At 53.7% G+C, this 24234-nt stretch carries 20 protein-coding genes; 14 read left to right on the top strand and 6 right to left on the bottom strand.

The annotated features are described in order from the left end of the window. The 6 genes from JM93_RS17890 (at position 1) to JM93_RS17865 (ending at position 5213) form a co-directional block, all read left to right on the top strand. On the top strand, positions 1–978 hold the full coding sequence (locus JM93_RS17890) for a WD40 repeat domain-containing protein (RefSeq protein WP_145346206.1): 978 nt from the start codon (positions 1–3) through the stop codon (positions 976–978). Next, the gene (locus tag JM93_RS17885) at positions 932–1492 is read left to right on the top strand and encodes a DUF2937 family protein (RefSeq protein WP_208995280.1); all 561 of its coding nucleotides are present in this window, start codon (positions 932–934) and stop codon (positions 1490–1492) included. The genes JM93_RS17890 and JM93_RS17885 overlap by 47 nt, the downstream gene beginning before the upstream one ends. A 13-nt stretch (positions 1493–1505) precedes the next feature. Next, a complete protein-coding gene (locus JM93_RS17880) occupies positions 1506–3098 on the top strand; it encodes a gamma-glutamyltransferase family protein (RefSeq protein WP_145346204.1) in 1593 nt (530 codons plus the stop codon). Between the two features lie 21 nt (positions 3099–3119). After that, positions 3120–4034, top strand: a complete 915-nt coding sequence (locus JM93_RS17875) for a LysR family transcriptional regulator (protein ID WP_145346202.1) — start codon at positions 3120–3122, stop codon at positions 4032–4034. Between the two features lie 64 nt (positions 4035–4098). After that, positions 4099–4629, top strand: coding sequence for a TetR/AcrR family transcriptional regulator (locus tag JM93_RS17870; protein ID WP_145346200.1), 531 nt, complete (start codon positions 4099–4101; stop codon positions 4627–4629). 80 nt (positions 4630–4709) lie between these two features. Next, positions 4710–5213, top strand: coding sequence for a sll1863 family stress response protein (locus JM93_RS17865; protein ID WP_145346198.1), 504 nt, complete (start codon positions 4710–4712; stop codon positions 5211–5213). Between the two features lie 54 nt (positions 5214–5267). Here JM93_RS17865 and JM93_RS17860 read toward each other — a convergent pair whose 3' ends face one another. Beyond that, positions 5268–6347, bottom strand: a complete 1080-nt coding sequence (locus JM93_RS17860) for a Glu/Leu/Phe/Val dehydrogenase dimerization domain-containing protein (RefSeq protein WP_145346196.1) — start codon at positions 6345–6347, stop codon at positions 5268–5270. Positions 6348–6633: 286 nt separating this feature from the next. Between JM93_RS17860 and JM93_RS17855 the strand changes: the two genes are divergently transcribed. Then, the gene (locus JM93_RS17855) at positions 6634–8394 is read left to right on the top strand and encodes a HoxN/HupN/NixA family nickel/cobalt transporter (RefSeq protein ID WP_145346194.1); all 1761 of its coding nucleotides are present in this window, start codon (positions 6634–6636) and stop codon (positions 8392–8394) included. A gap of 1 nt (position 8395) precedes the next feature. Here the strand turns inward: JM93_RS17855 and JM93_RS17850 are convergent, their stop codons facing one another. From JM93_RS17850 to JM93_RS17840, 3 genes are read right to left on the bottom strand one after another with little or no spacing between them, the layout of a single operon-like run. After that, positions 8396–9160, bottom strand: coding sequence for a gamma-glutamyl-gamma-aminobutyrate hydrolase family protein (locus JM93_RS17850; protein ID WP_145346192.1), 765 nt, complete (start codon positions 9158–9160; stop codon positions 8396–8398). 26 nt (positions 9161–9186) lie between these two features. Continuing rightward, positions 9187–9855: a response regulator transcription factor gene (locus JM93_RS17845; protein WP_145346190.1), complete on the bottom strand. Its 669-nt coding sequence runs from the start codon at positions 9853–9855 to the stop codon at positions 9187–9189. A 4-nt stretch (positions 9856–9859) separates the two neighbouring features. Then, positions 9860–11230 carry a cache domain-containing protein gene (locus tag JM93_RS17840; RefSeq protein ID WP_155197655.1) on the bottom strand — a complete coding sequence of 457 codons (1371 nt, stop codon included), beginning with the start codon at positions 11228–11230 and terminating at the stop codon, positions 9860–9862. A 181-nt stretch (positions 11231–11411) separates the two neighbouring features. Here JM93_RS17840 and JM93_RS17835 point away from each other — a divergent pair, with 181 nt between their 5' ends. The 5 genes from JM93_RS17835 to JM93_RS17815 all read left to right on the top strand — a co-directional run bounded on the left by JM93_RS17835 (position 11412) and on the right by JM93_RS17815 (position 18481). Next, positions 11412–12512, top strand: coding sequence for a TRAP transporter substrate-binding protein (locus JM93_RS17835; protein ID WP_145346186.1), 1101 nt, complete (start codon positions 11412–11414; stop codon positions 12510–12512). Between the two features lie 90 nt (positions 12513–12602). Next, a complete protein-coding gene (locus JM93_RS17830; protein WP_145346184.1) occupies positions 12603–13640 on the top strand; it encodes a TRAP transporter small permease subunit in 1038 nt (345 codons plus the stop codon). Between the two features lie 19 nt (positions 13641–13659). Beyond that, the gene (locus JM93_RS17825; protein WP_145346182.1) at positions 13660–16326 is read left to right on the top strand and encodes a TRAP transporter large permease; all 2667 of its coding nucleotides are present in this window, start codon (positions 13660–13662) and stop codon (positions 16324–16326) included. A gap of 76 nt (positions 16327–16402) precedes the next feature. Further along, positions 16403–16915, top strand: a complete 513-nt coding sequence (locus JM93_RS17820; RefSeq protein ID WP_145346180.1) for a TRAP transporter small permease subunit — start codon at positions 16403–16405, stop codon at positions 16913–16915. Between the two features lie 12 nt (positions 16916–16927). After that, a complete protein-coding gene (locus tag JM93_RS17815) occupies positions 16928–18481 on the top strand; it encodes a TRAP transporter large permease (protein WP_341873638.1) in 1554 nt (517 codons plus the stop codon). Positions 18482–18483: 2 nt separating this feature from the next. On the opposite strand, the gene JM93_RS17810 is transcribed toward JM93_RS17815, so the two are convergent. After that, a complete protein-coding gene (locus JM93_RS17810; protein ID WP_145346178.1) occupies positions 18484–19212 on the bottom strand; it encodes a response regulator transcription factor in 729 nt (242 codons plus the stop codon). Continuing rightward, on the bottom strand, positions 19213–21180 hold the full coding sequence (locus JM93_RS17805; protein ID WP_145346292.1) for a PAS-domain containing protein: 1968 nt from the start codon (positions 21178–21180) through the stop codon (positions 19213–19215). It abuts the gene before it with no gap. A gap of 245 nt (positions 21181–21425) precedes the next feature. Here JM93_RS17805 and JM93_RS17800 point away from each other — a divergent pair, with 245 nt between their 5' ends. After that, positions 21426–23411 carry an AMP-dependent synthetase/ligase gene (locus tag JM93_RS17800; RefSeq protein ID WP_196220745.1) on the top strand — a complete coding sequence of 662 codons (1986 nt, stop codon included), beginning with the start codon at positions 21426–21428 and terminating at the stop codon, positions 23409–23411. Next, on the top strand, positions 23408–24226 hold the full coding sequence (locus JM93_RS17795) for an ABC transporter ATP-binding protein (RefSeq protein ID WP_145346176.1): 819 nt from the start codon (positions 23408–23410) through the stop codon (positions 24224–24226). The genes JM93_RS17800 and JM93_RS17795 overlap by 4 nt, the downstream gene beginning before the upstream one ends. Positions 24227–24234 lie beyond the last annotated feature (8 nt).

Raw genomic sequence — 24234 nt, 5'->3', positions numbered from 1 at the left:
GTGCCGATACTAGCACCAGTTGAAGCCGGCAGCTTTGTCGTGAGTTGCGGTTTTTTGAATGAGGATGGTTTTTTTGCGCTCGGCGATGGGACAGTCAAACGCGTTGGCCAGCGGTTGCTTGACCTTAAGGTGCACACAGGCGGGCTTTTGGCAGCGGAGCTTAGCCGCGATACGACGAGCCTGGTGACTTCAGGCGATGATGGGTGCATCAAAAAACTCGAGGCAGATGGTACGGTCATCATTTTGGCCGAACGGCCGCGCAAATGGATTGATATTCTTGCTTGCGGGCCCGGCGGTTCTGTTGCGTTCGCCTCAGGGCGCACTGCGTGGGTGCGTCTTCAAACCGGTACAGAGAGAGAATTTACCCATGAGCGGGCCGTAGGTGGCTTGGCATTTGCGCCCAAAGGACAACGCCTGGCTGTCGCTCGTTATGGCGGCGCCACGCTTTGGTGGGCGAGTGCTGGCGGCAATCCTGTTGAATTTTCATGGAAGGGTGCTCATCTGGGTGCTTCGTATTCGCCGGACGGAAAATACCTCGTAACAACCATGCAGGAGAATGCGCTGCACGGCTGGAGGCTGTCCGACCAGCAAGATATGCGCATGACCGGGTATCCTGCGAAAGTCAAAAGCTGGAGCTGGTCGGTTAAAGGGCGCTACCTTGCCACTTCTGGTGCCAACGCTGCGATCCTTTGGCCGTTTTTCGGTAAAACGGGTCCGATGGGTCAGTCGCCCTTGCAACTCGGCACGCGTAGTGATGCGCTGGTGTCATGTGTATCCTGCCACCCTAAAAAAGCTGTCGTGGCGATCGGGTACAGTGATGGCATGATTGTCATGTGCCGGTTTGAAGACAACGCCGAAGTTCTTCTCCGCCAGTCGGCAAAAGGTCCGGTATCTGCGCTCGGTTGGGACCCTGCCGGACTGCGGCTCGCCTTTGGGTCTGAAGAAGGAGAAGCAGGGATCATTTCTCTGCAGTCTTAGGAAATCGGGGGCAGCTTTTATGCGAGTATTCGTTTTGCTGGTGATGCTCGCTTGTGGTTCGGTTACCTCCCGGCTGCCGGAATTCGCGCAACAATATCGTCAGCGGCTGGGAGGCGCGATCGATGCTCTTGAACAGGTCATGGGTGACTTTCAGCGGGATGCGGCTGGCTTTGGCCTTTCTGTCCAAGCGGCGATCTTGCGCCTGAAAGATAATGAAGACCCTTTCCTGCAAGCACGTGGAAACAGCATGTCTACAACGGCAGCCCGGCTGGTAAGGTTACTAAAAAGTCAGCAACAGGTTCTTCAAAGTTCTGGTTCCTTTGAGCGCTTGGTCATTATCATAACCGGATTGGACCAAGAGTTGGCGCAGGCAACGGTTTCCGACTTTGAACCGGCTGTTCCGGTGAAAATCGAAGGCGCAGTTAGCGCTGCCGCTGGAGCAGGCATTGGGTATTTTGTGCTCAGGGTGTTTTTTGGTTTAGTGCGGATCCGCCGGCGTTCAGCACCCAATTGAAATGGAAAACGGAATGGATACGGTAACGTCTTCTGGCGGAATGGTGGTGGCGCCGCATAAAGCGGCTGCTGATGCTGGCGCCGAAATTCTGCGCGATGGCGGATCTGCAATTGAAGCGATGATTGCTGCGGCAAGTACTATCGCTGTGGTCTATCCGCACATGAACGCCATCGGAGGAGATGGTTTTTGGCTCATCGCTGAGCATGGCAAAGATCCAAAAGCTCTTATGGCCTGTGGCGGGGCCGGCAGTGGTGCAAGCATTAAAGCCTATAATGATGCGGGTTATGAATACGTTCCGACACGCGGTCCTTTGGCAGCTCTCACTGTCGCTGGAACCGTCGCTGGTTGGGATCTTGCTTTGGAGGCGGCAAAGCGTCTTGGGAAGGGCAAAACCCCACGGCGCGACCTCTTGGCCGCCGCAGTGCGATACGCGAAAGAAGGCATCGTTGTCTCGAAAAGCCAGGCTGAGCTAACAACTCAAAAGCTGCCCGAGCTTGCGCCCCAGCCCGGATTTGCCAATGTTTTTCTTTTAGACGGCAAGCCGCCGCAAGAGGGCGACCTTCTCAAACAAGAACGTCTCGCCGACACACTTGAGCATCTTGGGTTGGAGGGGTTTGTTGAATTTTACAAAGGCGATGTCGGAGCGTCCATAGCTGCCGACTTGGAGCAAATCGGTTCGCCCGTAACACGCGCGGATTTGGGACGGTTTGAAGCCCGGTTCAAGGAAGCTTTAAAGGTGCAATTGAAAATGGGCACCATATTCAATGCGCCCCTTCCAACTCAAGGACTGGCGTCCCTCATTATTTTGGCGCTTTTTGATCGGTTGAGTATTCGTGACGCCAGCTGCCCCGAATATGTCCACGCGCTTGTCGAAGCGACAAAAAGAGCTTTTCTGGTCCGGGATCGATTGGTCACAGACCCAGCTTACGCACCTGAGTCGCCGAGACACTATCTGAAGGAGAAATGGCTTGATTCCGAGGCGGCCAAAATTTCTCTCCACAGAGCACTCGAGTGGCCGACCGCTCCATCTGCCGGCGACACTATCTGGATGGGAGCAGTCGACAAATCAGGGCTTAGTGTCTCGTTTATTCAGTCCATATACTGGGAGTTCGGGTCCGGCTGCGTTTTGCCGCAAACCGGGATCACCTGGCAAAATCGGGGTTCAAGTTTTTCACTGCGCCCAGATGCCCTAAACGCACTTGCGCCTGGACGGCTGCCCTTTCACACCCTCAATCCGGCAATGGCACGAATGGTAGATGGCCGAACTGTGACTTATGGAACGATGGGCGGGGAGGGGCAGCCACAAACACAAGCCGCCATCTACAGCCGTCATATCATGTTCTCTCAAAGTGTTGGTGCTGCAATCGACGCGCCACGCTGGCTGCTCGGCCGGACCTGGGGGGATGAAACAGCCGCTTTGCGGCTTGAGAACCGGTTTGACCCTGATACGCTCCGTTACTTGGAAAAAGCCGGGCACAACGTTGTCGTACTGGATGAAGACTATTCTGACACAATGGGGCATGCGGGCATGATTGTCCGCAACAGCCGTGGTGGTCTCGAAGGGGCGCATGATCCACGCGCTGATGGCGGCGCCGCTATCGCCTGACAATAGGGCCAAGGAGGGGCTATGGACGCGATAACCCGCATGCGGTGTTTCATCAAAGTTGCTGACCACAAAGGTTTTTCGGCAGCGGCACGCGAGATGGGGCGTTCGAAGGCCCTGGTCTCCAAATATATCGGGGAACTGGAAGATGAGCTTGGCGTGCGCTTGCTGAACCGGACAACTCGACAGGTATCTCTTACGGAGACCGGTGAGGCATACTACAAGGAAGCGATAGATATCCTGCAACGGATTGATGATCTCCAAGCATCCGTCCAATCAGCGCATGGCGAAGTCCGGGGACGATTGCGGGTATCGGCGCCCCGGTCCATGGGTGACCAGATGATGAACCGGGCCATGATGGAGTTTTTGAAAGAAAATCCTGAAATCGTTATGGACCTGCGTCTTGAGGACCGGTTTGTTGATCTGGTTGAAGAGGGCTTTGATCTTGCAATCCGTGTAACAGACTTGGCCGACTCTAGTCTGATTGCGCGGCGCATTGCCCCGTTCCGGACTGTTATCGTTGCAACAGACGAGGTAATCGAACAATTTGGTCTTCCAAGAACGCCGCAGGATCTTTCGCAAAAACCGTGCATTATCGATACAAACTATCGTTTCAAACAAAACTGGGCCTTCGAACAGGGTGGACAACGTGTTTCGGTCAGTGTGAGTGGGCCGATTGAGGTCAACAGCGCATCCGCTGCTCGCGAAGCTGCTCTTTTGAACCTCGGCTATTTGAGAACGCCGCTGTTCTTTGTGTCCGGGGACGTGCGTAATGGCCGGTTACAGGTCCTCTTGGATGACTACGAGCCTGCAGAGCGGGGCATCTACGCAGTTTATCCACATCGCCGACATTTGAGCGGTAAAGTCAGGGCGCTGGTCGACTTCCTTGTTGCCTGGTTCGGCAAACGGAGCGCAAACAATTTGGTGGCTACCGATTGAAGTTCCCGGGGATGGGTTTGCCTCTTTATTTGACATGGTAGAATGAGAATTCTACCATTGTCTCATGGACGCGAAGAAAAATGTCATAGCTGCCGGGTTGGAAACCGTCTTTCGCACACGCGGCTTTGCCGAGCCGAGTGTTCCGGATCTCAAAGATGGTGCCGGGGTAAGTCTGCGAACGCTCTACAAGTATTTTCCTTCGCGTGAAGAGATGATAGTGGGCGCGTTGGATTACAGGCAGCAGCGTTATTTGACACATCTCGCTGAAAGAATGCCGCCACCAGGCATTCAGGCCGCGTTTCATGTGATCAAGCGGCTCGGAATTTGGATGGACACAAACAGCTCCAACGGCTGCCTTTTCTTCCACGCCCTGTCTGCCCATCCGGACAGCAAATCGATTTCCAACACAGTTCTGCGGCACAAGGCCGAAATTGTTGATTTTCTGTCCCAAGCTTGCGGTTGTCCACGCTGCGGCCAGCAACTTTACGTGATTCATGAAGGCATTACTGCCGCTTGGTCCGCGCAAGGCGACAAAGCACTAACTTCGGCCTCTCCCTTGGTGCTCGGAATATTTAAAGAAACCGCGAACGATTAAGGTGTAACCGCGGTGCCGGTCTGGCTTTTTGTGTGCCCCTAAAATATATTTATCAATGACGCTGGACGGCTTTTCTGCACATGGTTACATTGCCGCTAAAATTCAATCTGGGGTTTTGCAAGATGTCTTTCCGCACAGGTGTTTTGGCTGCTTGTATTGCTATTGCCTTTGTTCCACCGGTACATGCCCAGATCCAAGAGGATCAAAAAACGGAACTGTCAACTCGGGAAGTCCGTGAGCAGGTTCGCGAAGCCATTGACGCAATCGGAACCTATTCCGCACAAGAGCGCGATAAGGCTGTAGAGGCTGCGAAACAGGCTCTTGCGGAGTTAGACGCGGATATTGCCGCACGGCAAAAAGAGCTGCGCGAAAATTGGTCTGAAATGAGTAATGACGCCAAAGCGAGCGCGGAGGAAAACATGAAAGCGCTACAAGATGCTCGAAACCGTCTGAGCGAACGATATGGCGCTATTCAGGTTGGAGCTCAAAATGCTTGGGAAGATTTAAAGGCTGGTTTCGCCGATGCGTATGATGAGCTAAGTCGCGCATGGGAAAAGACTGACCTGGACGAATCAGACTTTTAAGCCAATTAAGAAAGCGCAGGGGCTATGAGTTGCCCCTGCACAACCAGGCCAAATTCATAAATGCCGTTTTGCCGCTGCCGCCAAGCGTTCTTCCGCCATCTCATCGGCGACGGCTTCAGGCGTTTTGTTTTCTAGGACCGATCTTTGGAATATCTCCGTGAGTGTGTCCCCGATCAGCATGGTTTTGGCACGTACGCCTTCTTCGTGATCTTTGTGCGTTGCCAGTGCAACTGAAATAACGCCACCAGCATTGATCGCGTAGTCAGGAGCATACAAAATACCACGGTCCTTCAAGGCCCGACCGTCTTCGGGGGTTTCGAGCTGGTTGTTTGCGGCCCCCGCGACAATTTTCGCCTTGATGCTTTGTATTGTATTGCGATTAAGGCCAGCACCGAGGGCACATGGCACGAAGATCTCAGCATCCACAGCATGAGCATCCGGCGCCTCCACGGTTTTGGCTCCGAATGCGGTAACCGCTTTTTCAACAGCGGGCGCATGGATGTCTGAGACAATAAGGTTTGCACCTGCGTCGTGGAGTCGGCTTGCTACATCAAAGCCGACATGCCCGAGACCCTGTACAGACACTCTTACGCCTTTTAGGTCATCATTGCCAAAAACATGGCGGGCGGCCGCCTTAATACCTTCAAAAACACCAAGTGCGGTAAAAGGAGACGGGTCTCCCAAGCCCATTGCGCTGGTTCCGCGCACATGCTTGGTTTTGCGAGATACCGCATCCATGTCCGCAGGCGACACCCCAACATCTTCCGCTGTGATGTAGGTGCCGTGCAAACGGTCCACATGGGCGCCGAAAGCCTCCATCATAGCGGCGGTCTTTGTCTCGCGTGCATCTGCAATAATAACCGCTTTGCCGCCGCCTAGATTGAGGCCTGCAAGCGCGTTTTTGTAGGTCATTCCCTTCGACAATCGTAATGCATCATTCAGAGCATCATGAGGATTGGGATAGGGCCAAACACGGCAGCCACCCAATGCAGGGCCGAGAGTGGTATCGTGTACAGCAATAATTGCAGACAGGCCGGTTCGCTTGTTGCGAACAAACACAACATTCTCGTGGTCACAGAACTCGCCGTGGTCAAAGACGGCACCGGGTTCGATCGATTTGTTCAATGCGTTCATGGATTGGCTCGGAAGGTTGTTGTTATTGATATAAAAATAGCTGGATTTCACGAAAATTTACCGCTTTTGTTCCCCACGTATCGCTATGAGAAGCAATTTTTTTTCGAAAAACATTCTTCGAGCGTTGAAATAATCTATTCGCGGTTTTGCGTTGCAGTCGTCAGACTGCCTTGATCCTGCCGTGATCCGTATGCAAGAGGTTGTAATACTATAACGTGATGGCAGGGCATTGGGGCTTCGTGTGAAATTTAAAGCAATTTGTACATGTGCGGCATTAGCGATCGCAATGATCGCAGCCATCTGCTCGCCTGCTGCAGCGCACCCCCATGTGTTCGTTGAAGCTCGCTCAGAGCTCGTATTCGATGACGCTGGTATCGCAACTGCCGTCCGCCACAGTTTCCGATTTGATGATGCATACACTGCTTTTGCCATTCAGGGGTTCGACACGAATGGGGACGGTATCTATTCACGCGAAGAACTGTCCGAACTCGCAGATATTAATGTCGAAAGCATGGGTGAATTTGGATATTTCACTTTTGGGGACAATGGCCGCATAGAACTCGACTTCAACCCTCCTGAAGACTACTGGCTCCAAGTGGTCGACGTCCCGATGAAGGACTATTGGGTAATCAAACCCGAAGACGTCATTGCCATGCGGGAAGATGTAGAGATGAACGGCGGTGAGATGCCTGAGAGCGTTAAGCTCCTTGAGCTGCACTTCACTTTGCCGCTTAAAGAGGCTACTGACGCAAGCAAGCCGATCACCCTCGACATTTATGATCCAACTTATTATGTCGATTTTCGATTTGGTCAGGAAAAGGGCGCTGTTGGAATCGAAAATGCGCCGCGCGGATGCAATGTGGTTCGAAAAGAACCGCCCCCCCTCGATCAGGCGACTGCTTATGCGCTCGCACAGATCGGACCCGACCAAAGAGATCTGCCACCGGAACTCCAGGCCGCCGCCCAGACTCAGGTCAACCAGATGATTGTGACATGTTCTGGGGCTGCTGGTGCTTCGGTGGACGATTCGGGCACAACAGAAACGGATGGTTTTAGCGCAATCGACGCCTTAGCTCCGTTATCGCCCCTACCGAGGGCAACAAACCCGTCCGGTGCTGATTCGCAGACTGGCATGTTCAGCTCACTTTTCGGCAAAATTGCGCAGCTACAAAGTGAATTCTATCAAAAACTGGTTGGTGCACTTCGAGCATTTCGCTCCAATCCGAATGCTGGCTGGCTGCTGGTGGGGTTGTCTTTTGCATATGGCATTTTTCATGCAGCAGGTCCCGGACACGGAAAGGCGATCATCTCGTCTTACGTAGTTGCAAACAATGAGACCCTGAAGAAAGGCATCTTTTTGTCATTCGTTTCTGCCTTTGCGCAAGCGGTAACCGCGATTGCGCTTGTTGGTGGGGCAGCTGTTCTGTTGAACCTGACGTCGATAGCTATTCAGGATACAGCGCGTTGGTTTGAGATTGGCTCCTATGTTTTGGTGACGGGTCTGGGCGTCTGGCTACTGTGGAGCAAAGCAGTCCGGCCATCTCTCCTGTCGTTTCAAGCTCGTCCGGGCCTCGCTCTCGCGCATGGCCATCACCACCATCACCAAGACCACGAGGGGCATGACCATCATGGACACGAGGGTCATCATCATTTTGGTGCTGATGGGGTTTGTACTTCATGCGGTCACGCTCACGCGCCAACACCTGACATGCTGCAAGGCACCCTTACTCTGACCAAAGCAGTCTCTATTGTCCTTGCGATTGGTTTGCGCCCGTGTTCCGGGGCACTGGTTGTGTTGGTTTTTGCGTTGTCGCAAGGCATGATCGCGGCGGGGATTGCTTCCACGCTCGCGATGGCTGTGGGAACAGGGATCACAGTTGCGATTTTGGCAGGACTTGCCGTGGGTGTGAAGGATCTGGCCGTGCGTTTGTTCGGAGAAGGAAGCGCTATGGCAACGCGAGTACACCGAACGATTGAAATCGTCGGTGCGCTCATCGTCTTTTTGCTTGGTCTAACGTTGTTGATCGCGGCGCTCGGGTGGCGATAGTTCAGCGCTTCGCTGTAAGCTTGTTCTTTTTGTATGCGGTTGCTGCCTCGCCGAACGCTTCGAAGAGGCGTTTTGATGGGGTGTCGCTATGCACCCAGTACTCGGGATGCCACTGCGTTGCGATGATGTACCCAGGGGCATCTTTAACCGACACAGCTTCAATCGTTCCATCTTCTGCCGTCGCCTCAACGATTACAGAGGGGCCAAGCTGCCCAAGTGCCTGACGGTGCAGAGAGTTCACCTCGACCGTTGTTTCACCCAAAATCTCAGCGAGATGGCTGCCTTTTGTAATATCGATAGGGTGAGCGATGCGAAAACGCTCATCCTGACTGTCTGATGTCGGTGCCCGGTGATCTTTGCGCCCTTCGAGGGTCTGGATTTCCGTCAAAAGCGTGCCACCCATCGCCACATTGAGTTCCTGCATTCCCCGGCAAATCGCGAAAACCGGAATGCCCCGCTCAACCGCTCGGCGCAATAGAGGGAGGGTGGTTGCATCGCGATCCGGATCGTACGGGCCATTCTCCTCTGTGGGCATTTTGCCATAAAGCTCTGGATTGACGTTCGAGCGCGATCCGGTGGCCACCACACCATCGACTTCGTTCAGAACATCATCAAGTACGATTTCTGCGCCGAGGGACGGAAGAAGCACAGGTATACCGTTCGATCCCGAGACAACTGCCCGAAGGTAGGTCGATGGCGCAGCGTGCCATCGATAGCCATCTATTTGTTTCACGTCCGCGGTCACAAGAATCAATGGTCGGGTCATATTCTATTCAATCCAGATCAGCGTGATTAGGCTAATAGCCCTAGCTCCTGGGCAACTTTATAAAGTTGGGCCGCGTTTTTGTTGCCGACTTTTTCACGCAGGTTCAAGCGGTGTGTCTCCACAGTCCTTACGCTGATACCGAGGGTTTTGGCAATTTCCTTGTTCGGATGGCCCTGGGCAACGGCCTTGAGGACCTGTCTTTCTCGATCGGTAAGGCCATAAGGGTCGTCAACCGCGGTCGCTTGGTTGCCACCGACCAGGGTCGGGCCTACAGCAGCGGAAAAGTAGTACCCGCCGCTGGCGACGCTGGTGATCGCAGTGATCATTTCGCTGGCCGAGATATCCTTGAGTATATAGCCGCGGGCGCCAGACTGAACGACACCTCTGACGTATTCCGGGTTGTCATATATCGATAATACCAAAACGGCGGTGTTTGGATGGTGTTCGCGGATTTCTGCTGCTGCTTCAAGCCCGTTTTTAATTGGCATTGAAATGTCCATCAGAATTACATCGGGGCGAAGGCTGGAAACAAGCGCGAGCGCTTCGGCCCCGTTTGTGGCCTCGCCAATCACTTCCAGGTTGTCGAAGCGCTGTAATCTCGCACGGATCCCATCACGTACAAGCTCATGATCGTCTGCAAGCAGGATTCGGATAGTGCTATTTGGTTGCAGGGCGGCAGTGTTTTCATCGTTCATCGGTTCAAGCCGCTTTCAGCCCGCGTGTCGATAGCGGAATCGTAACGTTTATGCGCGTCCCGCCTTTGGTGCGTTTCATAATTCGCAAAGTCCCGCCAAGTGTTTCGATGCGTTCGCGCATGTTTCGGATGCCAAGGCCGCCGGCTTTTGGAAGCGGGGATTGTATACCAACGCCATCATCCTTGATTGTGAGAGACAAAGTTGAGGAGTTGTAGCTTAAATTGATATCGACCTCGGTGGCATTGGAATGCCGTGCCACATTTGTCATGCATTCTTGAACAACCCGGTAAAGTGCCGTTTTGGCATTTTCGGGCAATCGGTCGTTGCCACGCTCTGCGGATACAGTGACTTTGATGCCCGAATGCGTTTCAAACTCGTTTCCGAGGCTTACCAAGGCGGTGGCAAGTCCCATGTCGTCGAGAACGCTAGGGCGTAGGTCACGCGATATCCGGCGAACTTCAGAAATGGCGCGGTCTAATATGCCGAGGCATTTTGTTGCTTGTGTTTGAAGGTCAGGCACCTTGCCCGCCTCGCTGTGAATCAGCTCTATCCCATAACGAACAGAAACCAAAAGCTGAGATATACTATCGTGCAATTCGGTTGAGACGCGTTTTCGCTCTTGCTCTTGGATCTCGAAAATCCTGTTGGTGAGTTCTTTCAGTTTGCTATCTGCGAAGCGTTGTTCGGAGAACCGTACCCCAGCAATCAGTGTTCCTGTCACAACGATTGCGGCAAGCGCAATTATGAAAATTACAAACACTGTCTGCCGGATGCTTGCAGCAAAATCAGCCCGGATAATTTCCACTTCTCTGTCGATGTCGTCGGTGTAAAGGCCGGTGCCAAGCATCCAGCCCCACTTTTCGAGCATGATCGCAAAGCCGAGCTTATTTTCAACTAACCCAGTGGATGGTTTGTGCCAGACATATTCGTGGAAGTCTCCGCCTGCTTCAGCAGCCTCAATCAAGCTCTGGATCACGAAGTCGCCTTCGGGATCTTGGAGGTCCCACCATTTTTCGCCGACCAGATGACCGAGTTTCGGATGAACGAGATTGACACCTTCGCGGGTGTAGACAAAAAAATATCCGTCTTCCCCAAAAGTCATGTTGTGAAGGATCTCCTTCACCTGCTCCTGTGCCGCTTCTCGGCCGTTTGGCTCATTTTCGTAGATTCGGGAAATAGATGTCAGGGCCAGACTGATATAATTCTGGATTTCCTGTTTTTTGGTTGCTAAGATTCTATCCTCAACCGCACGTGTTTCCACTTCGATCAGATGCCGGGCCTGAAAGTAGGTAGCGGCGCCGATCAGAACAGAAACAGCTATGAGCGGCAGGATGGTGATAAGCACCAATTTGGTTTTAAACGTCACAAAACCCATCCTGAAATTGCGCCGGCTGGACGAAATTTTCGTGAGTCTTACATATCGCTGCGTAGTAGTACGTAACTACTGCGCAGAACCACGAATAGCCTGACCTTCGCGGGATCACCTAGACATAGTTTCCAATCGGTGCAAGTGTAAGCGCCGGTTGGATGTATATCCGATTTGGGAGGATAACTTAATGGATCGTCGTTCGTTTATCAAAAAGGCGGGTCTTGGTGCTGGTGGCGTTGTCGCTGCTTCTACACTTGCCGCGCCTGCAATCGCACAGTCGACCACAGACATGGTAATCGTTTCTACCTGGCCGCGGGACTTCCCGGGTTTGGGTGTGTCCGCGCAGCGCCTCGCCGCGCGGATTGGCGAATTGACCGATGGTCGGATTAACGTTCAGTACTTTGCCGCTGGAGAGCGTGTCGGCGCCTTCGATTCGTTTGACGAGGTCGCGTCTGGCAATGCTCAAGCCTACATTGGCGCCGACTACTATTGGAAAGGCAAACACCCGGCCTGGGCATACTTCACCGCAGTTCCATTCGGTCTGACTTACGCCGAGATAGATGCTTGGATTAAGTACGGCGGCGGACAGGCGCTTTGGGATGAAGTTGCCGACGGCTTTGGCCTCAAAAACTTTGCCTGCGGCAACACCGGCGTTCAGATGGGCGGTTGGTTTAACAAGGAAATCGAAACTGCTGATGACCTCAAGGGTCTGAAGATGCGTATTCCGGGCCTTGGCGGCGACGTCATGGCGAAACTCGGAGCGTCTCCGGTATCGCTTCCTGGTGGCCAGATCTACGAAAACCTTGTATCAGGCGCGGTTGACGCAACGGAGTGGGTGGGTCCGTACAACGACTACTTCATGAAGTTCTACGAAGCTGCCAAGTACTACTACTATCCGGGCATGCACGAGCCGGGCTCTCAGCTCGCTCTCGGCATGAACAAGTCTTGGTGGAGCTCGCTGTCGCCGACTGACCAGGCGATCATCGAAGCTGCGTGTAACGAAGAAAACGCGCGTCAGATGGCGGAAACCAACGCCGAGAACGGTGTTTACCTGAACCGCTTAATCAACGATCACGGCGTTGAACTGAAACAGTTTAACGACGAGGTTTATGATGCATTCGGTGAAGCCGCCGAAGAAGTGTTCGACGAAACAATCCAGCACTCCGACCTGGCTGCGCGCACGCATGAAAGCTTCGCCAACGCTCGGTCCGAGATCGGCCGCTGGATGCTGCTTGCCGATACAGGCTACACGCAACAGCGTAACCGAGTGTTGGGCATTACGGTTTAACGGCAAGGCCTAACCCTCGAACAACTAAGGGGACGGGATCATACCCGTCCCCACTTTCTCATAAAACTATAAGATAGGGACACCTTCGCCATGACGGCCATGGGCGGCGTTCAAGACGACGTGTCTGCGGGTGGGAACTCTTCCCAGGGAACACACAAGAGTGCGGTGCCATTCCGGATCTTCGGATGGTTGATCCTGACAATCATGGCGGCATTCATCCTCAATAATTACTTGACATACTGGCAGGACCTTCCGGGTATCTCGCCGATTTTTGGCGGCCGGGCGAATGGCTCCATGTCAATGGTTTGGTCTTGGCTGCAGCTCGCCCTGTATGGAGTAGCTATTGGCTGGACAGTCTATCACGTGCGGTCGACCAAGTCGGTCTCGCTGCGTGGCGACAGCAAGCGGATCAGCGATATCAACGCCTATCTCATACGAGCGATGTTCTGGGCGGTGTTGCTTGTCGGACTGGTGGATTCTGTCATTTCATTCCTGCGCGTAGAGGGTTTGCTCGCTGGCATTGTCGGTGAGGATCTGGCCTCAAGCCTCGGCCGGTCACAGTTTCGCGGAGGATATGTTCACATGCCGTTGATCGGCCTGTCCTTTGTCATTGCCGCATTCACCAGAACGCTCGGTTTCATCTGGCTTGCGCTGCTCGTAGTGGTCGCAGAGCTGTTGATCGTGATTGGTCGTTTCATATTGTCCTATGAACAGGCTTTCATGGCTGATCTGGTCCGCTTTTGGTATGCGGCCCTCTTCCTCTTTGCCAGTGCCTATACCTTGCTGGAAGAAGGGCACGTCCGCGTTGACGTCTTTTACGCTGGCATGAGTTCCAAGACCAAGGGATATGTGAATGCTGTTGGGTCTGTCGTACTTGGCATGTCGCTTTGCGCGGTGATTCTCTATATCGGCATGGGTGGGGCGCAGAACGCCATCAACGCCCCGATTTTGTCCTATGAGGTCACGCAGGCGGGGTTCGGGCTTTACGTAAAGTATTTGATGGCGGGTTTCCTGGGTGTCTTTGCGGTCACCATGATGATCCAGTTTGTCAGCTACTTCCTCGAAGCTATTGCCGATATTCGCGGTGAACCGGGCGGCCGGGATCACTCATCCACCGCTGCCCATTAGTCATTCCGAGATCGCCCACATGGAACTTCTTTTTCTCGCCATTCTCGTTGTCCTGATGGCCTGTGCGCTTGGCGCGGGCTTTCCGGTCGCCTTCGCTCTTCCCGGCTCCGCTATCCTGGCCATCGGCCTCGCAGCTGGAACCGGTTATCTCTTTTCCTCCGGCCCTGATGCATTTTTCGACAGCGGCTCGGCCATGCAGTGGCTTAGCGCTGGCGTAACGAACTTCCGCGGGATCTACTGGGAAGCAGAGCGAGATACGCTGATCGCGATTCCCCTTTTCGTGTTCATGGGGATCATGCTTCAGCGGTCCAAGATCGCTGAAGATCTTCTGGTCACAATGGCCCGTCTGTTCGGGCCCGTTCCCGGCGGCCTTGGCATCTCTGTTGTTTTTGTGGGCGCGCTGCTTGCGGCCACAACAGGTATCGTTGGCGCTACTGTTGTCGCCATGGGCCTGATTTCGCTGCCGGCCATGCTGCGCAACAACTACTCGGTCCCGCTTGCAACCGGCACGATCGCAGCCTCCGGGACGCTGGGGCAGATCATTCCGCCGTCCATCGTCTTGATTATTCTGGCGGACCAGCTCGCCAGCGCCGTCGACCAAGCCGGCACATTGCGGCAAACACTCTACCGGGATTCGACCGGCGAGATTTCAATGCCATCGGATTTCGCGGTCACCTCGACAAGTGCCGGTGAGATGTTCCTTGGCGCCTTCCTGCCAGGTCTTGTTCTTGTTGGCCTGTATATGCTGTTCATTCTGGGGTTCGCATTGCTGAACCCGAAGTCGGCCCCGGCTGTGCACGAAGAGGGCACGTTCACCCGGCAGTTCGCCGTCAAGGTTCTCGTGACCCTGGTTCCACCTTTGGCGCTAATCTTCCTTGTTCTCGGCTCGATCCTGGGCGGTATCGCGACCGTGAACCAGGCGGGAGCCATCGGCGCGGTTGGCGCCATGGTCATGGCCGGCTATCGTTTGAAGGAAGGCGAAAAGGGAGCCTACTCCCCGGCAATTATCGCCGTTCTCGCCCTGCTTGGTCTTGCGGTCGTGATCAGCTTCTTCGGCGAGGTCAACATCAAGCGGATCGAGACCAGCGATGACTTGCTCGGGTTGATCTTGGCTCTGATCGCCGTATCGCTGGTGGTTATTGCCATTGCTTGGAGCGGGTGGCGAACCTTCAAACTCGAAGACACGCTGCGCGGCGTCATGGTCGAGACGGCGAAAACGACATCGCTGGTCTTTGTCATCCTACTCGGCGCAGCAATGCTGACTTCGGCGTTCCGAGCTTTTGGCGGCGAGCACCTTGTGAAGGAATTCCTTCAAGGATTGCCGGGTGGTTTCTGGGCACAGTTCCTGATCGTCATGCTCGTGGTGTTCATTCTCGGCTTCTTCCTCGATTTCATCGAGATTGCTGTGGTGGTTGTGCCGATTGTCGCGCCAATTCTGCTTGCGGACCCGTCAGCTAACGTGACTGCTGTCTGGCTGGGCGTGATGATCGGACTGAACATTCAGACGTCATTCCTCACACCGCCGTTTGGCTTTGCCTTGTTTTACTTACGAGGGGTCGCGCCAGCGGTGGTCAAAACCATCGATATGTATAAGGGCGTGATTGCGTTTATCGGATTGCAGCTTTTCGCTCTGGGGATTGTCGGCTTCTATCCGCAGCTGGTGAACTATCTGCCGAACCGGCAGTCGCTGCTGTCTGAAACGGCGCCGCCTCCGGCCAACCCGCGTCTGCAATATTGCATGGAAAACCTCATCTACGAAGACTTCCAGCAAAATGGCGATACTGTGTTGGCAGCCATCAACACAGCAGAAAGCCTCGACTACAGCTATCTTCCTGAAGACTATCAGGAAGCCATGGCGGAAAGCTTCGAAACTGCGCGCCAAGCGATCCCGCAAATGGATGCGATCCGTGAGGCAGAGGAAGCGGTTGAGGACGCAGCCGTCGAATATCGTCCGCTGCATGTTCAGGTGCGCGCGCTTGAGCGCGATGCGCGCCGATATGAGGAGCGCATAAAGGAATTGCAGGTGATCGTGCAAAGGTCCGGCCCGAACGGGATCTACACGGAAGAGCAAGGTCAACGGGCACAGGCGCAAATTGACCGCTATACTGCCGAGAGAGACGCTCTGATTGCCCAAATTCCGGAAGACTGGGATCCGCGTCATGATGCGTTTGCGGAAATCCAGCGGGCCGAAACAAATGCCCGGCGCAACTACCGGCGGACGGTTGATAATGCCTATGAGCCTTTGATGGAACTCAAGCTTGTGCTTCAGCAAGTCGATCAACTTGCTGCCTTGGAGCCCCTGATTGCTGGCCTTAAGGACGATATTCGGCAGTTGGACAATGAGGCTGCCGTTGACCGGCTGGCGGAGGTCCGGTCGATGATTGGGGATATTGAAGGGGCGCGCGACGTTCGCGACGGCGTGAATGATGCACGGTCGATCATGCGCGGAGACAATCCGGATCTGGCCGCGGCCGATGCGGAAATCGACCGGTCTTTGACCGCCCTTTCCGCTAACCTCGAGTGGCGCCGTCGCGGAGAGGCTGAGCTATTGCCAGGGCTCATTGCCTATGACGAAGTGATTAAGCATAACATCGGCATGCGCCAACAAGACCGCTTGCCTGATGACATGGCTCTTGAGGTCGCCGGTTGTCTTTCGGATCACCGGGATGTCTCGCTCAACTTTTAACCGAGCCAAGGCTAATCGCTTTTTGCGGGGGGAGAGGGAACTCTACCCCCGTTAGTCTTTTGAGGAGTGGCTCTTCATGTTTGGCCTTATCCGTTGGACAAGCGGCATTTTGCAAATCACCGCGCGCGTTTGCTCCTTTGCCTTACTGTTGATGGTTTTTGTGCAGCTTTCAGTGGTGTTACTTAGGTATGTTTTTGATTCCGGCTTCTTGTGGCTTCAAGAAAGCGTTGTTTATCTTCATGTATGCTCAGCGCTATTCGGGATCGGCTACACGCTTTACAAAGACGCTCATGTCCGTGTCGACATATTTTATCGGCGCGCCTCTCGGCCTCTAAAGGTGATCGTGAATCTTGTTGGCCTAGCGGTATTCGTGCTGCCGTTCTGCATCGCACTTTGGATTACCAGCTGGCCATTTGTTGCTGCCTCTTGGAGTGCGCTCGAGGGGTCCAACCAGCCCTCTGGGATTCAGGCAGTATTTTTGCTGAAGTCCGGCCTGCTGGCAGCATCTTTTTTGACCATGGTCGGCGCGGTTGCTTTGGCACTCAAACAAAGGGCACGCATTGTTGAACCTACATGCGTGTCAAAATAGAAAGGCCATTCCTTGGCCCACTACCTCGATCTTATGCTGCTTTTGGCGGTGTGCGTTGGGCTGCTTGCCGGTTTCCCGGTTGCCTTTTCGTTGGCTGGAATTGCGCTGATTTTTGCGGCCGTTGCTACGCTTGGCGGCATACCCGTGTCTTGGGGTGCTATACCAATTCGGGTTTACGGGATTGTCACCAATCAGACCCTTCTCGCAGTTCCATTTTTTATCGTCATGGGACTGGTTTTAGAAAAGTCGAAGGTCGCCGAGGACCTACTGGCTTGTCTTGGAAGTTTGTTGAGTCGGTTTCCCGGTGGTCTAGGGGTTTCGGTCACACTCGTCGGGGCGCTGCTCGCGGCATCAACGGGTATCGTGGGCGCGACCGTGATGACTATGGGATTAATCGCTTTGCCGGCTTTGCTTAGTGCAGGCTATACCGCGCGCCAAGCCTCTGGCTCAATTGCAGCTGCAGGAACTCTTGGCCAGATCATCCCGCCGTCTATTGTGCTGGTCATCCTGTCAGATCAGATCTCAGCCGCCTATCAATCGGCCCAAACCGATATGGGCATCTTTGCCCCTGAGCCATTTTCCGTGGCAGACCTGTTTTCCGCGGCGATTATTCCCAGTCTTGTTCTGGTTGGGTTTTATCTGGTGTACCAGGTTCTGGTCTCTTACGCTCAGAACCGGCGAGGTGTTCGGGATGTCCGGCTGGACATGACCACGTCCAATAAAGTGGTACCGTTCCTCCGCAGCCTGTTGCCCCCAATATTGCTCATCGTCGGTGTCCTTGGATCGCTACTTGGTGGACTTGCAACCCCGACTGAAGCGGCTGCAATCGGCGCCGGCGGGAGCCTCGTTCTGGCCGGGTCAAAACACTCTCAACGGTATTGCTGGCCAGCCCTTGCCGTGCCGGTTTGCAGTTTTGCAGCACTTGCATTGCTTGTGTCATTCGAGGCCTTTTTTTCGAGGATGGCCGTCTACAATTTTCTTGCGATAGTGCTGAGCATTTGCTTGGCACTCGGGCTTTTTGTGAATCTGTGGCTGATGCTACGCGCGCGCATATTGTTTGAAACCCTTGAAGCCAGCGTCCAAATGACAGCAATGGTTTTCGCCATCGTTATTGGGGCTTCCATTTTTTCACTGGTTTTTCGAGATTTTGGCGGCGATGAAACCATCCGGGAGCTGTTGAATGCTATTCCCGGGGGAACGGTCGGCGCCATCGCGGCAGTTATGGTGGTCCTATTCGTCTTGGGCTTCTTTCTGGATTTTTTAGAAATCACCTACGTCGCGGTGCCATTGGTGGCGCCGGTCTTATTGCAGATGGAAATGCCGGGCGGAAGCTTGATGGCCCCTGCCTGGCTTGGCATCATGATTGCGCTTAACCTGCAAACATCATTCCTGACACCGCCATTCGGTTTTGCATTGTTTTATCTTAGGGGTGTTGCTCCAGATACAGTTAGAACAAGTGACATCTACCTTGGTGCTCTGCCTTTCGTTGGACTTCAGATTGCTGTCCTGGTGCTTCTCTGGTTCGCCCCTTCGTTAGCCACTTGGCTCCCCGAATTACTCAAATAGCGCTACCGCCATTCGACGTTGGTAGTGAGCATGTAACCCGAGCCGTAAATCGTCCGAATTACCTGGGCATTCGTCCCATCAGCCAGTTTCTTCCGAATACGTGAAATGCGCACGTCTATGGACCTGTCGAGACTTTCATCCCGTCCGCCATGTTCGAGAAGGTAATCACGTGTCAGCACGCGTTTGGGTGCTCTTAATAGGGCTTCGAGGAGATTCGCTTCACCAGTAGATAAAAAAGTCTCTTCGCCGTCGGCCGACTTGAGGCTGTGAGATCCGGGGTTAAACACCCATCCGCTGAAGTGAGCTTTGGAGGCCGAGGGTTGCCTCGGTGTTGATTTAACGTGACCTGATCGCCGTAACAATGACCGGATACGGGCGACTACCTCCCGAGGGTCGAACGGTTTGACCACGTAGTCGTCCGCCCCGAGCTCCAACCCCATCACTCTATCCGAAGCATGGCTCCGCGCGGACAACACAATAATTGGAACGGAGGACCGTTTTCGAATTTTGTTTATGAGGTCCAAACCTTCCATGTCGGGCAGGCCGAGATCGATCAGGCAAATGTCGGGGTTTTCGAGATCAAGTGCCGCTAAAGCTGCGTTTGCAGTTGGAAAGCCAGTGCCGGTAATGTTGAACTGGATCATAGTCTCTATGAGAAGATCACAAAGATCCCGCTCGTCATCTACTATAAAGGCACGAATGCAACTGCTCTGTTCCGTCGAGTGGGTCATTTATGACACGCTGCCGTTCAGAGTTTGATGGATGAGAATCGCAAGTTGCGAATTTTCGAAAGGCTTCATGAGAAGGGGAAAGCCGCAATCAGAACTCTGCGGGTCCAAAACGCCCCAATCGGCGTAGCCAGTCATTAGTATTATGCCAAGTTCCGGCCTCCGCTGGCGAATCGCACGGGCTAGCGATAAACCGTTCGTTTGTCCTGGCATGACTATATCGCTCAGCACCATTCGAAGCTCTGGAATGTCCTGTGCCAAGGCTCGTGCGTCTTCGACGTCGGAAGCTAGCAAAGTGGTATATCCAAGATCTTTCAATTGTTCGGCCAAGGTTAAAGCGACATCCTGATCGTCCTCAACCAGCATTATTAACTCGCCATTCCCGGTGGGTACTGGTGAAATGTCGGATTGTTTATTGCCCATTACGCAGATTTGTTGGGAGCTAGTCTCTTCAAACGGTAAGTACAGCGTAATTTCCGTACCCCTGCTCTTGAAAGTCGAGATTGCTACGGCGCCACCGGATTGCTTAGCAAATCCGTAGACCATTGAGAGGCCTAATCCGCTGCCAGTGCCGAAAGACTTGGTCGTAAAAAACGGCTCAAAGATTCGCAAGCGGGTTTGTTCATCCATACCGACACCATCATCGCTCACCTTGATAGCCGCATAGGTGCCCGCTCTGAGTCCGATGGCTTCGGCTTCTGACTTCGAGAGTGTATCCCGTTGAAGCAGAACGTCGATGTGCCCAGTCTCACCAATTGCATCTCGGGCGTTGAAAACCAAATTGACCAGGGCCGTTTCGAGCTGAGCCGGATCGATCCGCGCGCTTACTGAAGCTGCTTCTCTGATTTGAAAGTCGATTGATGAAGGGAGCGAGCCGGCGAGCAGGGTTTCGACATCTGATAGCAGTTTGTCCAGCCTGCAAAGTTGCGGGGCAACAGGGGCACCCCGGCTGAACGCTAGCAGCCGTTGTGTGAGATCCGCACCTCGCCTGGTCGCTTTCAACATTGGTGTCATGTGTTTGCTTAAAATGTCCGGATTGATCTCTTGTCCGTGCCGTTTAAGCGACAGGATATTGCCCATCAAAATTGAGAGAAGATTGTTGAAGTCATGGGCCAAACCACCGCTGAGTTTGCCGACAGCGTCCATCCTCTGAGATTGGAGAAGCCTTGCTTCTGTTCTTTTTTGATCGGTGGCGTCCAAAGACAGCACGAATACGCCTAACGTCCTACCATCATTTGTTATATCGGGAATCAGAGTTGAGCGCATGTAAACCGTGGATCCATCAGCCGTCCGGCGGTCGTATTCATACGAAACAGCCTGCCCCTTGAACGCTTGAGAGATGTGCGGTGCAAGCTCCAGATAGAGATCCTTTCCGGCGACTTCTTCAGCGCTTCGTCCTACGATCGACATGACCGATTGACCAAACCACTCTGCATATCGTCGGTTTGCAAATCGAAATACAGGTCCTGGGCCAAGATACGCGATTAGGGCTGGAATGTTGTCGGTCACAAGACGCAGCCAGTCTTCGCTCTGACGCAGCGCTCTCGTACGCTCTTCAACAGTTCTTTCCAGTTTTTCTTGCCGCCTGCGTTGCTCTGTGATGTCTGAGTAGGTCGTCACAAAACCGCCCATCGGTAGTGGACTGCCATTCACCGCAATGACCTGACCGTTTGGTCTTACCCTTTCGAAATAGTGAGGTTCGAATTCCTGGGCGCGCCGCAACCGTCGTTGTATTTTCCCCTCAATGTCGCCCGGACCATACTCACCGCGTTCTGCGTTAACGCGAAGAAATGCTTCTAGGTGAGTGCCACGCCTGGCCAACTCTTGAGGGAAGTCAAGCATTTCCCAAAGTCCCCGGTTCCAAGCGACAAGCCGAAGATTGGCGTCAAAAACCGAAAACCCTTGGTTTAGGTGATCAAGTGCAGCTTGCATCAAATCAAGCTGGTTTTTGTTATGATTCAACTCCTCCATGCGCGCGAGAGTAGGCATGGTTCGCGACTATGGCCAGTCGAATTTGAGCAATCTGACCGACTTTGAAACAATTCGTCACATTTGAAACATACTCACGTAATGTCGCGGCCCTAGCGTTTTGGAAAAGGACCTTGAAACCTGCCGGACAAAAAATAAAGGCTTGAAGCCTTGGCCGAGCAGTAGTTTCATAAATCCGATAATTCGACCCTGGAAAACGGGGCGAAACCTGAGGGAAGAAACACGCTATGGCAGGGTTGGCCGGTGCCGCGAGCAGCGGGGGCGACACCTTTCCGAAAATTCTGCTTCACAATGCAGATGTATTCGGAACTCGAACTGCGTTTCGGGAAAAGGATTTCGGGATCTGGCAAAGCTGGACCTGGTCCGAGGTGCTCAACGAGATACGCACTTTTTCACTTGGACTAGCCGACCTCGGTCTTCAAAAAGGCGATAAGGTTGCAATTGTCGGATCCAACCGGCCAAGACTGTATTGGTCGATGGTTGCCGTTCAGGCCTTGGGTGGGGTGCCGGTGCCGGTTTACGCCGACTCAGTCGCCGAAGAAATGGCCTATGTGCTCGGTCACGCAGAAGTCCGCTTTGCGGTCGTTGAAGATCAGGAGCAGGTCGACAAGCTACTTTCCATGAAAGAGCAGGTCACGAGTCTCGAGCAGGTAGTTTATGATGAAGCGCGCGGGCTCCGCAGTTATGATCATACGTGTCTGCATTCCTTTGAAACGGTGCAGCAGCTTGGCCGCAAAAATCTAGAAGCTAAACCAGATCTTGCCGAAGCATGGTCCGAAGGGTTTTCCGGTCAAACCGGAGCCGACGTCGCGGTTATGCTGTATACCTCTGGCACAACCGGACGGCCCAAAGGTGTGATGTTGTCATTCGACAATCTCGTCATCTCCGCACGCAACGGCAATGCTTTCGACAATTTGGATCAAACCGAAGAGGTCTTGGCCTATCTGCCGATGGCCTGGATCGGGGACCATGTCTTTTCCCTCGCGCAAGCTTTTACGGCCGGATATTGCGTCAACTGCCCGGAAAGCATGGACACAATTGACGTCGACCGGCTCGAAATCGCCCCGACCTACTTTTTTGCCCCGCCCCGTGTTTTCGAAAACATGCTCACCGCAATCATGGTGAAGATGGAAGACGCCGGCAAACTGAAACGCAAGATGTTTGACTTCTTTATGGGGGTCGCGCGGCGCGCCGGTGAGAAGATCTTAAACGGAGAGCAAGTGCCGTTGTCAGACAGGCTGCTGTATGGCCTGGGCGAATTTTTTGTCTACGGTCCTTTGAAAAACCGCATGGGTCTAACGCGCCTAAAGGTGGGATACACGGCTGGCGAAGCAATCGGACCCGAGATATTCCGGTTTTACAGGTCGCTTGGTCTGAACCTCAAGCAACTCTATGGTCAGACCGAAGCCAGCGTTTACATAACGTTGCAGCCCGACGGCGAGATATTTGGAGATACCGTTGGAAAACCGGCGCCAGATGTTGAATTGAAAATCGCAGATTCCGGCGAAGTCATGTATCGGTCTCCGGGTGTGTTTGTTGGATATTTCAAAAACGATGAGGCAACCCGGTCAACGAAGACAGAAGATGGTTGGGTTCACACCGGAGATGCCGGCATCATCGCGGAAAACGGACACCTGAAGATTATCGACCGGGCAAAAGACGTCGGCAAGCTTGCTGACGGGTCGCTGTTCGCGCCGAAATACATTGAAAACAAGTTGAAATTCTTCCCGAACATCAAAGAGGTCGTGGCCTTTGGGGATGGAAGAGACATGGTCGGCGTGTTCATCAATATCGATCTGACTTCAGTGGGGTCCTGGGCTGAACGGAACAACGTCAACTACGCAAGTTATCAGGAGTTAGCTGCGCACCCTGACGTCTATAAAATGATTGAGGGGCACGTGGATCAGGTTAATCGCGACCTGTCCGGCGAACCAATGATGGCCGGAGCACAGGTTCGTCGTTTTCTTGTACTTCACAAAGAACTGGACGCGGATGATGGCGAGCTGACGCGAACCCAAAAAGTTAGAAGATCCTTCATCGCAGAGCGATATGCCCCACTCATAGAGGCGCTCTATGATGGGTCGAAAGGCAAGCACATAAAAACAGAAGTCACGTTTGAAGACGGGCGTATCGGTTCAATCGAAGCGACCGTCGAAATTCGGGATATGCCTCTTTATGAGGCTGCTTCCGGGATGGAGGAGGCGGCAGAATGAATGCGTATGTGGGTGCAGAAAAGCTCCCGGTAGCCGGCGATCCCGAACGGGAAGAGCTTCTACGGGTCGATAATGTTTCTCTGTCATTCGGCGGCGTAAAAGCAATCACCGACATCTCTTTCGATATTTTAAAAGGCGAAATTCGTGCGATCATTGGCCCAAACGGGGCCGGCAAAACATCGATGCTCAACGTGATCAACGGCTTCTATCATCCTCAAGAGGGCACCATTACCTGGCAGGGTAAAGTCCGGCGGAAAATGAAGCCGTATGAGGCTGCGAGCCAGGGCATTGCCCGGACGTTCCAGAACGTTGCCTTGTTTAAGGGAATGACGACCCTCGACAACATCATGTCGGGCCGGTCATTGAAGATGCACAAGAACTTCTTTTGGCAGCTTTTGTGGCGTGGCCCCGCCGAACGTGAGGAAATCGAGCACCGGCGCAAGGTTGAGGACATTATCGATTTCTTGGAGATCCAGGCCATTCGCAAGACGCCAGTCGGTCGACTGCCGTATGGTCTTCAAAAACGGGTGGAACTTGGCCGGGCTCTCGCCATGGAGCCGGATTTGCTTTTGCTCGATGAGCCTATGGCAGGAATGAACCTCGAGGAAAAAGAGGATATGAGCCGGTTCATTATCGATGTGAACCAGGAGTTTGGGACGACCATCGCCCTCATTGAACACGATATGGGCGTTGTCATGGACCTATCGGATCGCGTGGTGGTCCTCGACTACGGCAAAAAGATTGCGGATGGACCTCCAGAAGAAGTCCAAGCCAGCCAAGCCGTTATTGACGCCTATCTCGGCGTCAGCCACTGAAGGGATGA

The sequence above is a fragment of the Roseibium hamelinense genome (assembly GCF_007830545.1).
Taxonomy (GTDB): Bacteria; Pseudomonadota; Alphaproteobacteria; order Rhizobiales; family Stappiaceae; genus Roseibium; species Roseibium hamelinense.
The sequence above is the reverse complement of the archived record's forward strand: the minus strand, read 5'-3'. Positions and strand labels throughout refer to the sequence as shown.

Coding starts and splice junctions, on each gene's coding strand:
- JM93_RS17825 (WP_145346182.1), top strand. CDS start 13,660: ATGGAACTTCTTTTTCTCGCCATTCTCGTTGTCCTGATGGCCTGTGCG.
- JM93_RS17840 (WP_155197655.1), bottom strand. CDS start 11,230: ATGGGTTTTGTGACGTTTAAAACCAAATTGGTGCTTATCACCATCCTG.
- JM93_RS17880 (WP_145346204.1), top strand. CDS start 1,506: ATGGATACGGTAACGTCTTCTGGCGGAATGGTGGTGGCGCCGCATAAA.
- JM93_RS17835 (WP_145346186.1), top strand. CDS start 11,412: ATGGATCGTCGTTCGTTTATCAAAAAGGCGGGTCTTGGTGCTGGTGGC.
- JM93_RS17875 (WP_145346202.1), top strand. CDS start 3,120: ATGGACGCGATAACCCGCATGCGGTGTTTCATCAAAGTTGCTGACCAC.
- JM93_RS17820 (WP_145346180.1), top strand. CDS start 16,403: ATGTTTGGCCTTATCCGTTGGACAAGCGGCATTTTGCAAATCACCGCG.
- JM93_RS17860 (WP_145346196.1), bottom strand. CDS start 6,347: ATGAACGCATTGAACAAATCGATCGAACCCGGTGCCGTCTTTGACCAC.
- JM93_RS17870 (WP_145346200.1), top strand. CDS start 4,099: ATGGACGCGAAGAAAAATGTCATAGCTGCCGGGTTGGAAACCGTCTTT.
- JM93_RS17795 (WP_145346176.1), top strand. CDS start 23,408: ATGAATGCGTATGTGGGTGCAGAAAAGCTCCCGGTAGCCGGCGATCCC.
- JM93_RS17805 (WP_145346292.1), bottom strand. CDS start 21,180: ATGGAGGAGTTGAATCATAACAAAAACCAGCTTGATTTGATGCAAGCT.
- JM93_RS17865 (WP_145346198.1), top strand. CDS start 4,710: ATGGTTACATTGCCGCTAAAATTCAATCTGGGGTTTTGCAAGATGTCT.
- JM93_RS17855 (WP_145346194.1), top strand. CDS start 6,634: ATGATCGCAGCCATCTGCTCGCCTGCTGCAGCGCACCCCCATGTGTTC.
- JM93_RS17850 (WP_145346192.1), bottom strand. CDS start 9,160: ATGACCCGACCATTGATTCTTGTGACCGCGGACGTGAAACAAATAGAT.
- JM93_RS17830 (WP_145346184.1), top strand. CDS start 12,603: ATGACGGCCATGGGCGGCGTTCAAGACGACGTGTCTGCGGGTGGGAAC.
- JM93_RS17845 (WP_145346190.1), bottom strand. CDS start 9,855: ATGAACGATGAAAACACTGCCGCCCTGCAACCAAATAGCACTATCCGA.
- JM93_RS17800 (WP_196220745.1), top strand. CDS start 21,426: ATGGCAGGGTTGGCCGGTGCCGCGAGCAGCGGGGGCGACACCTTTCCG.
- JM93_RS17810 (WP_145346178.1), bottom strand. CDS start 19,212: ATGACCCACTCGACGGAACAGAGCAGTTGCATTCGTGCCTTTATAGTA.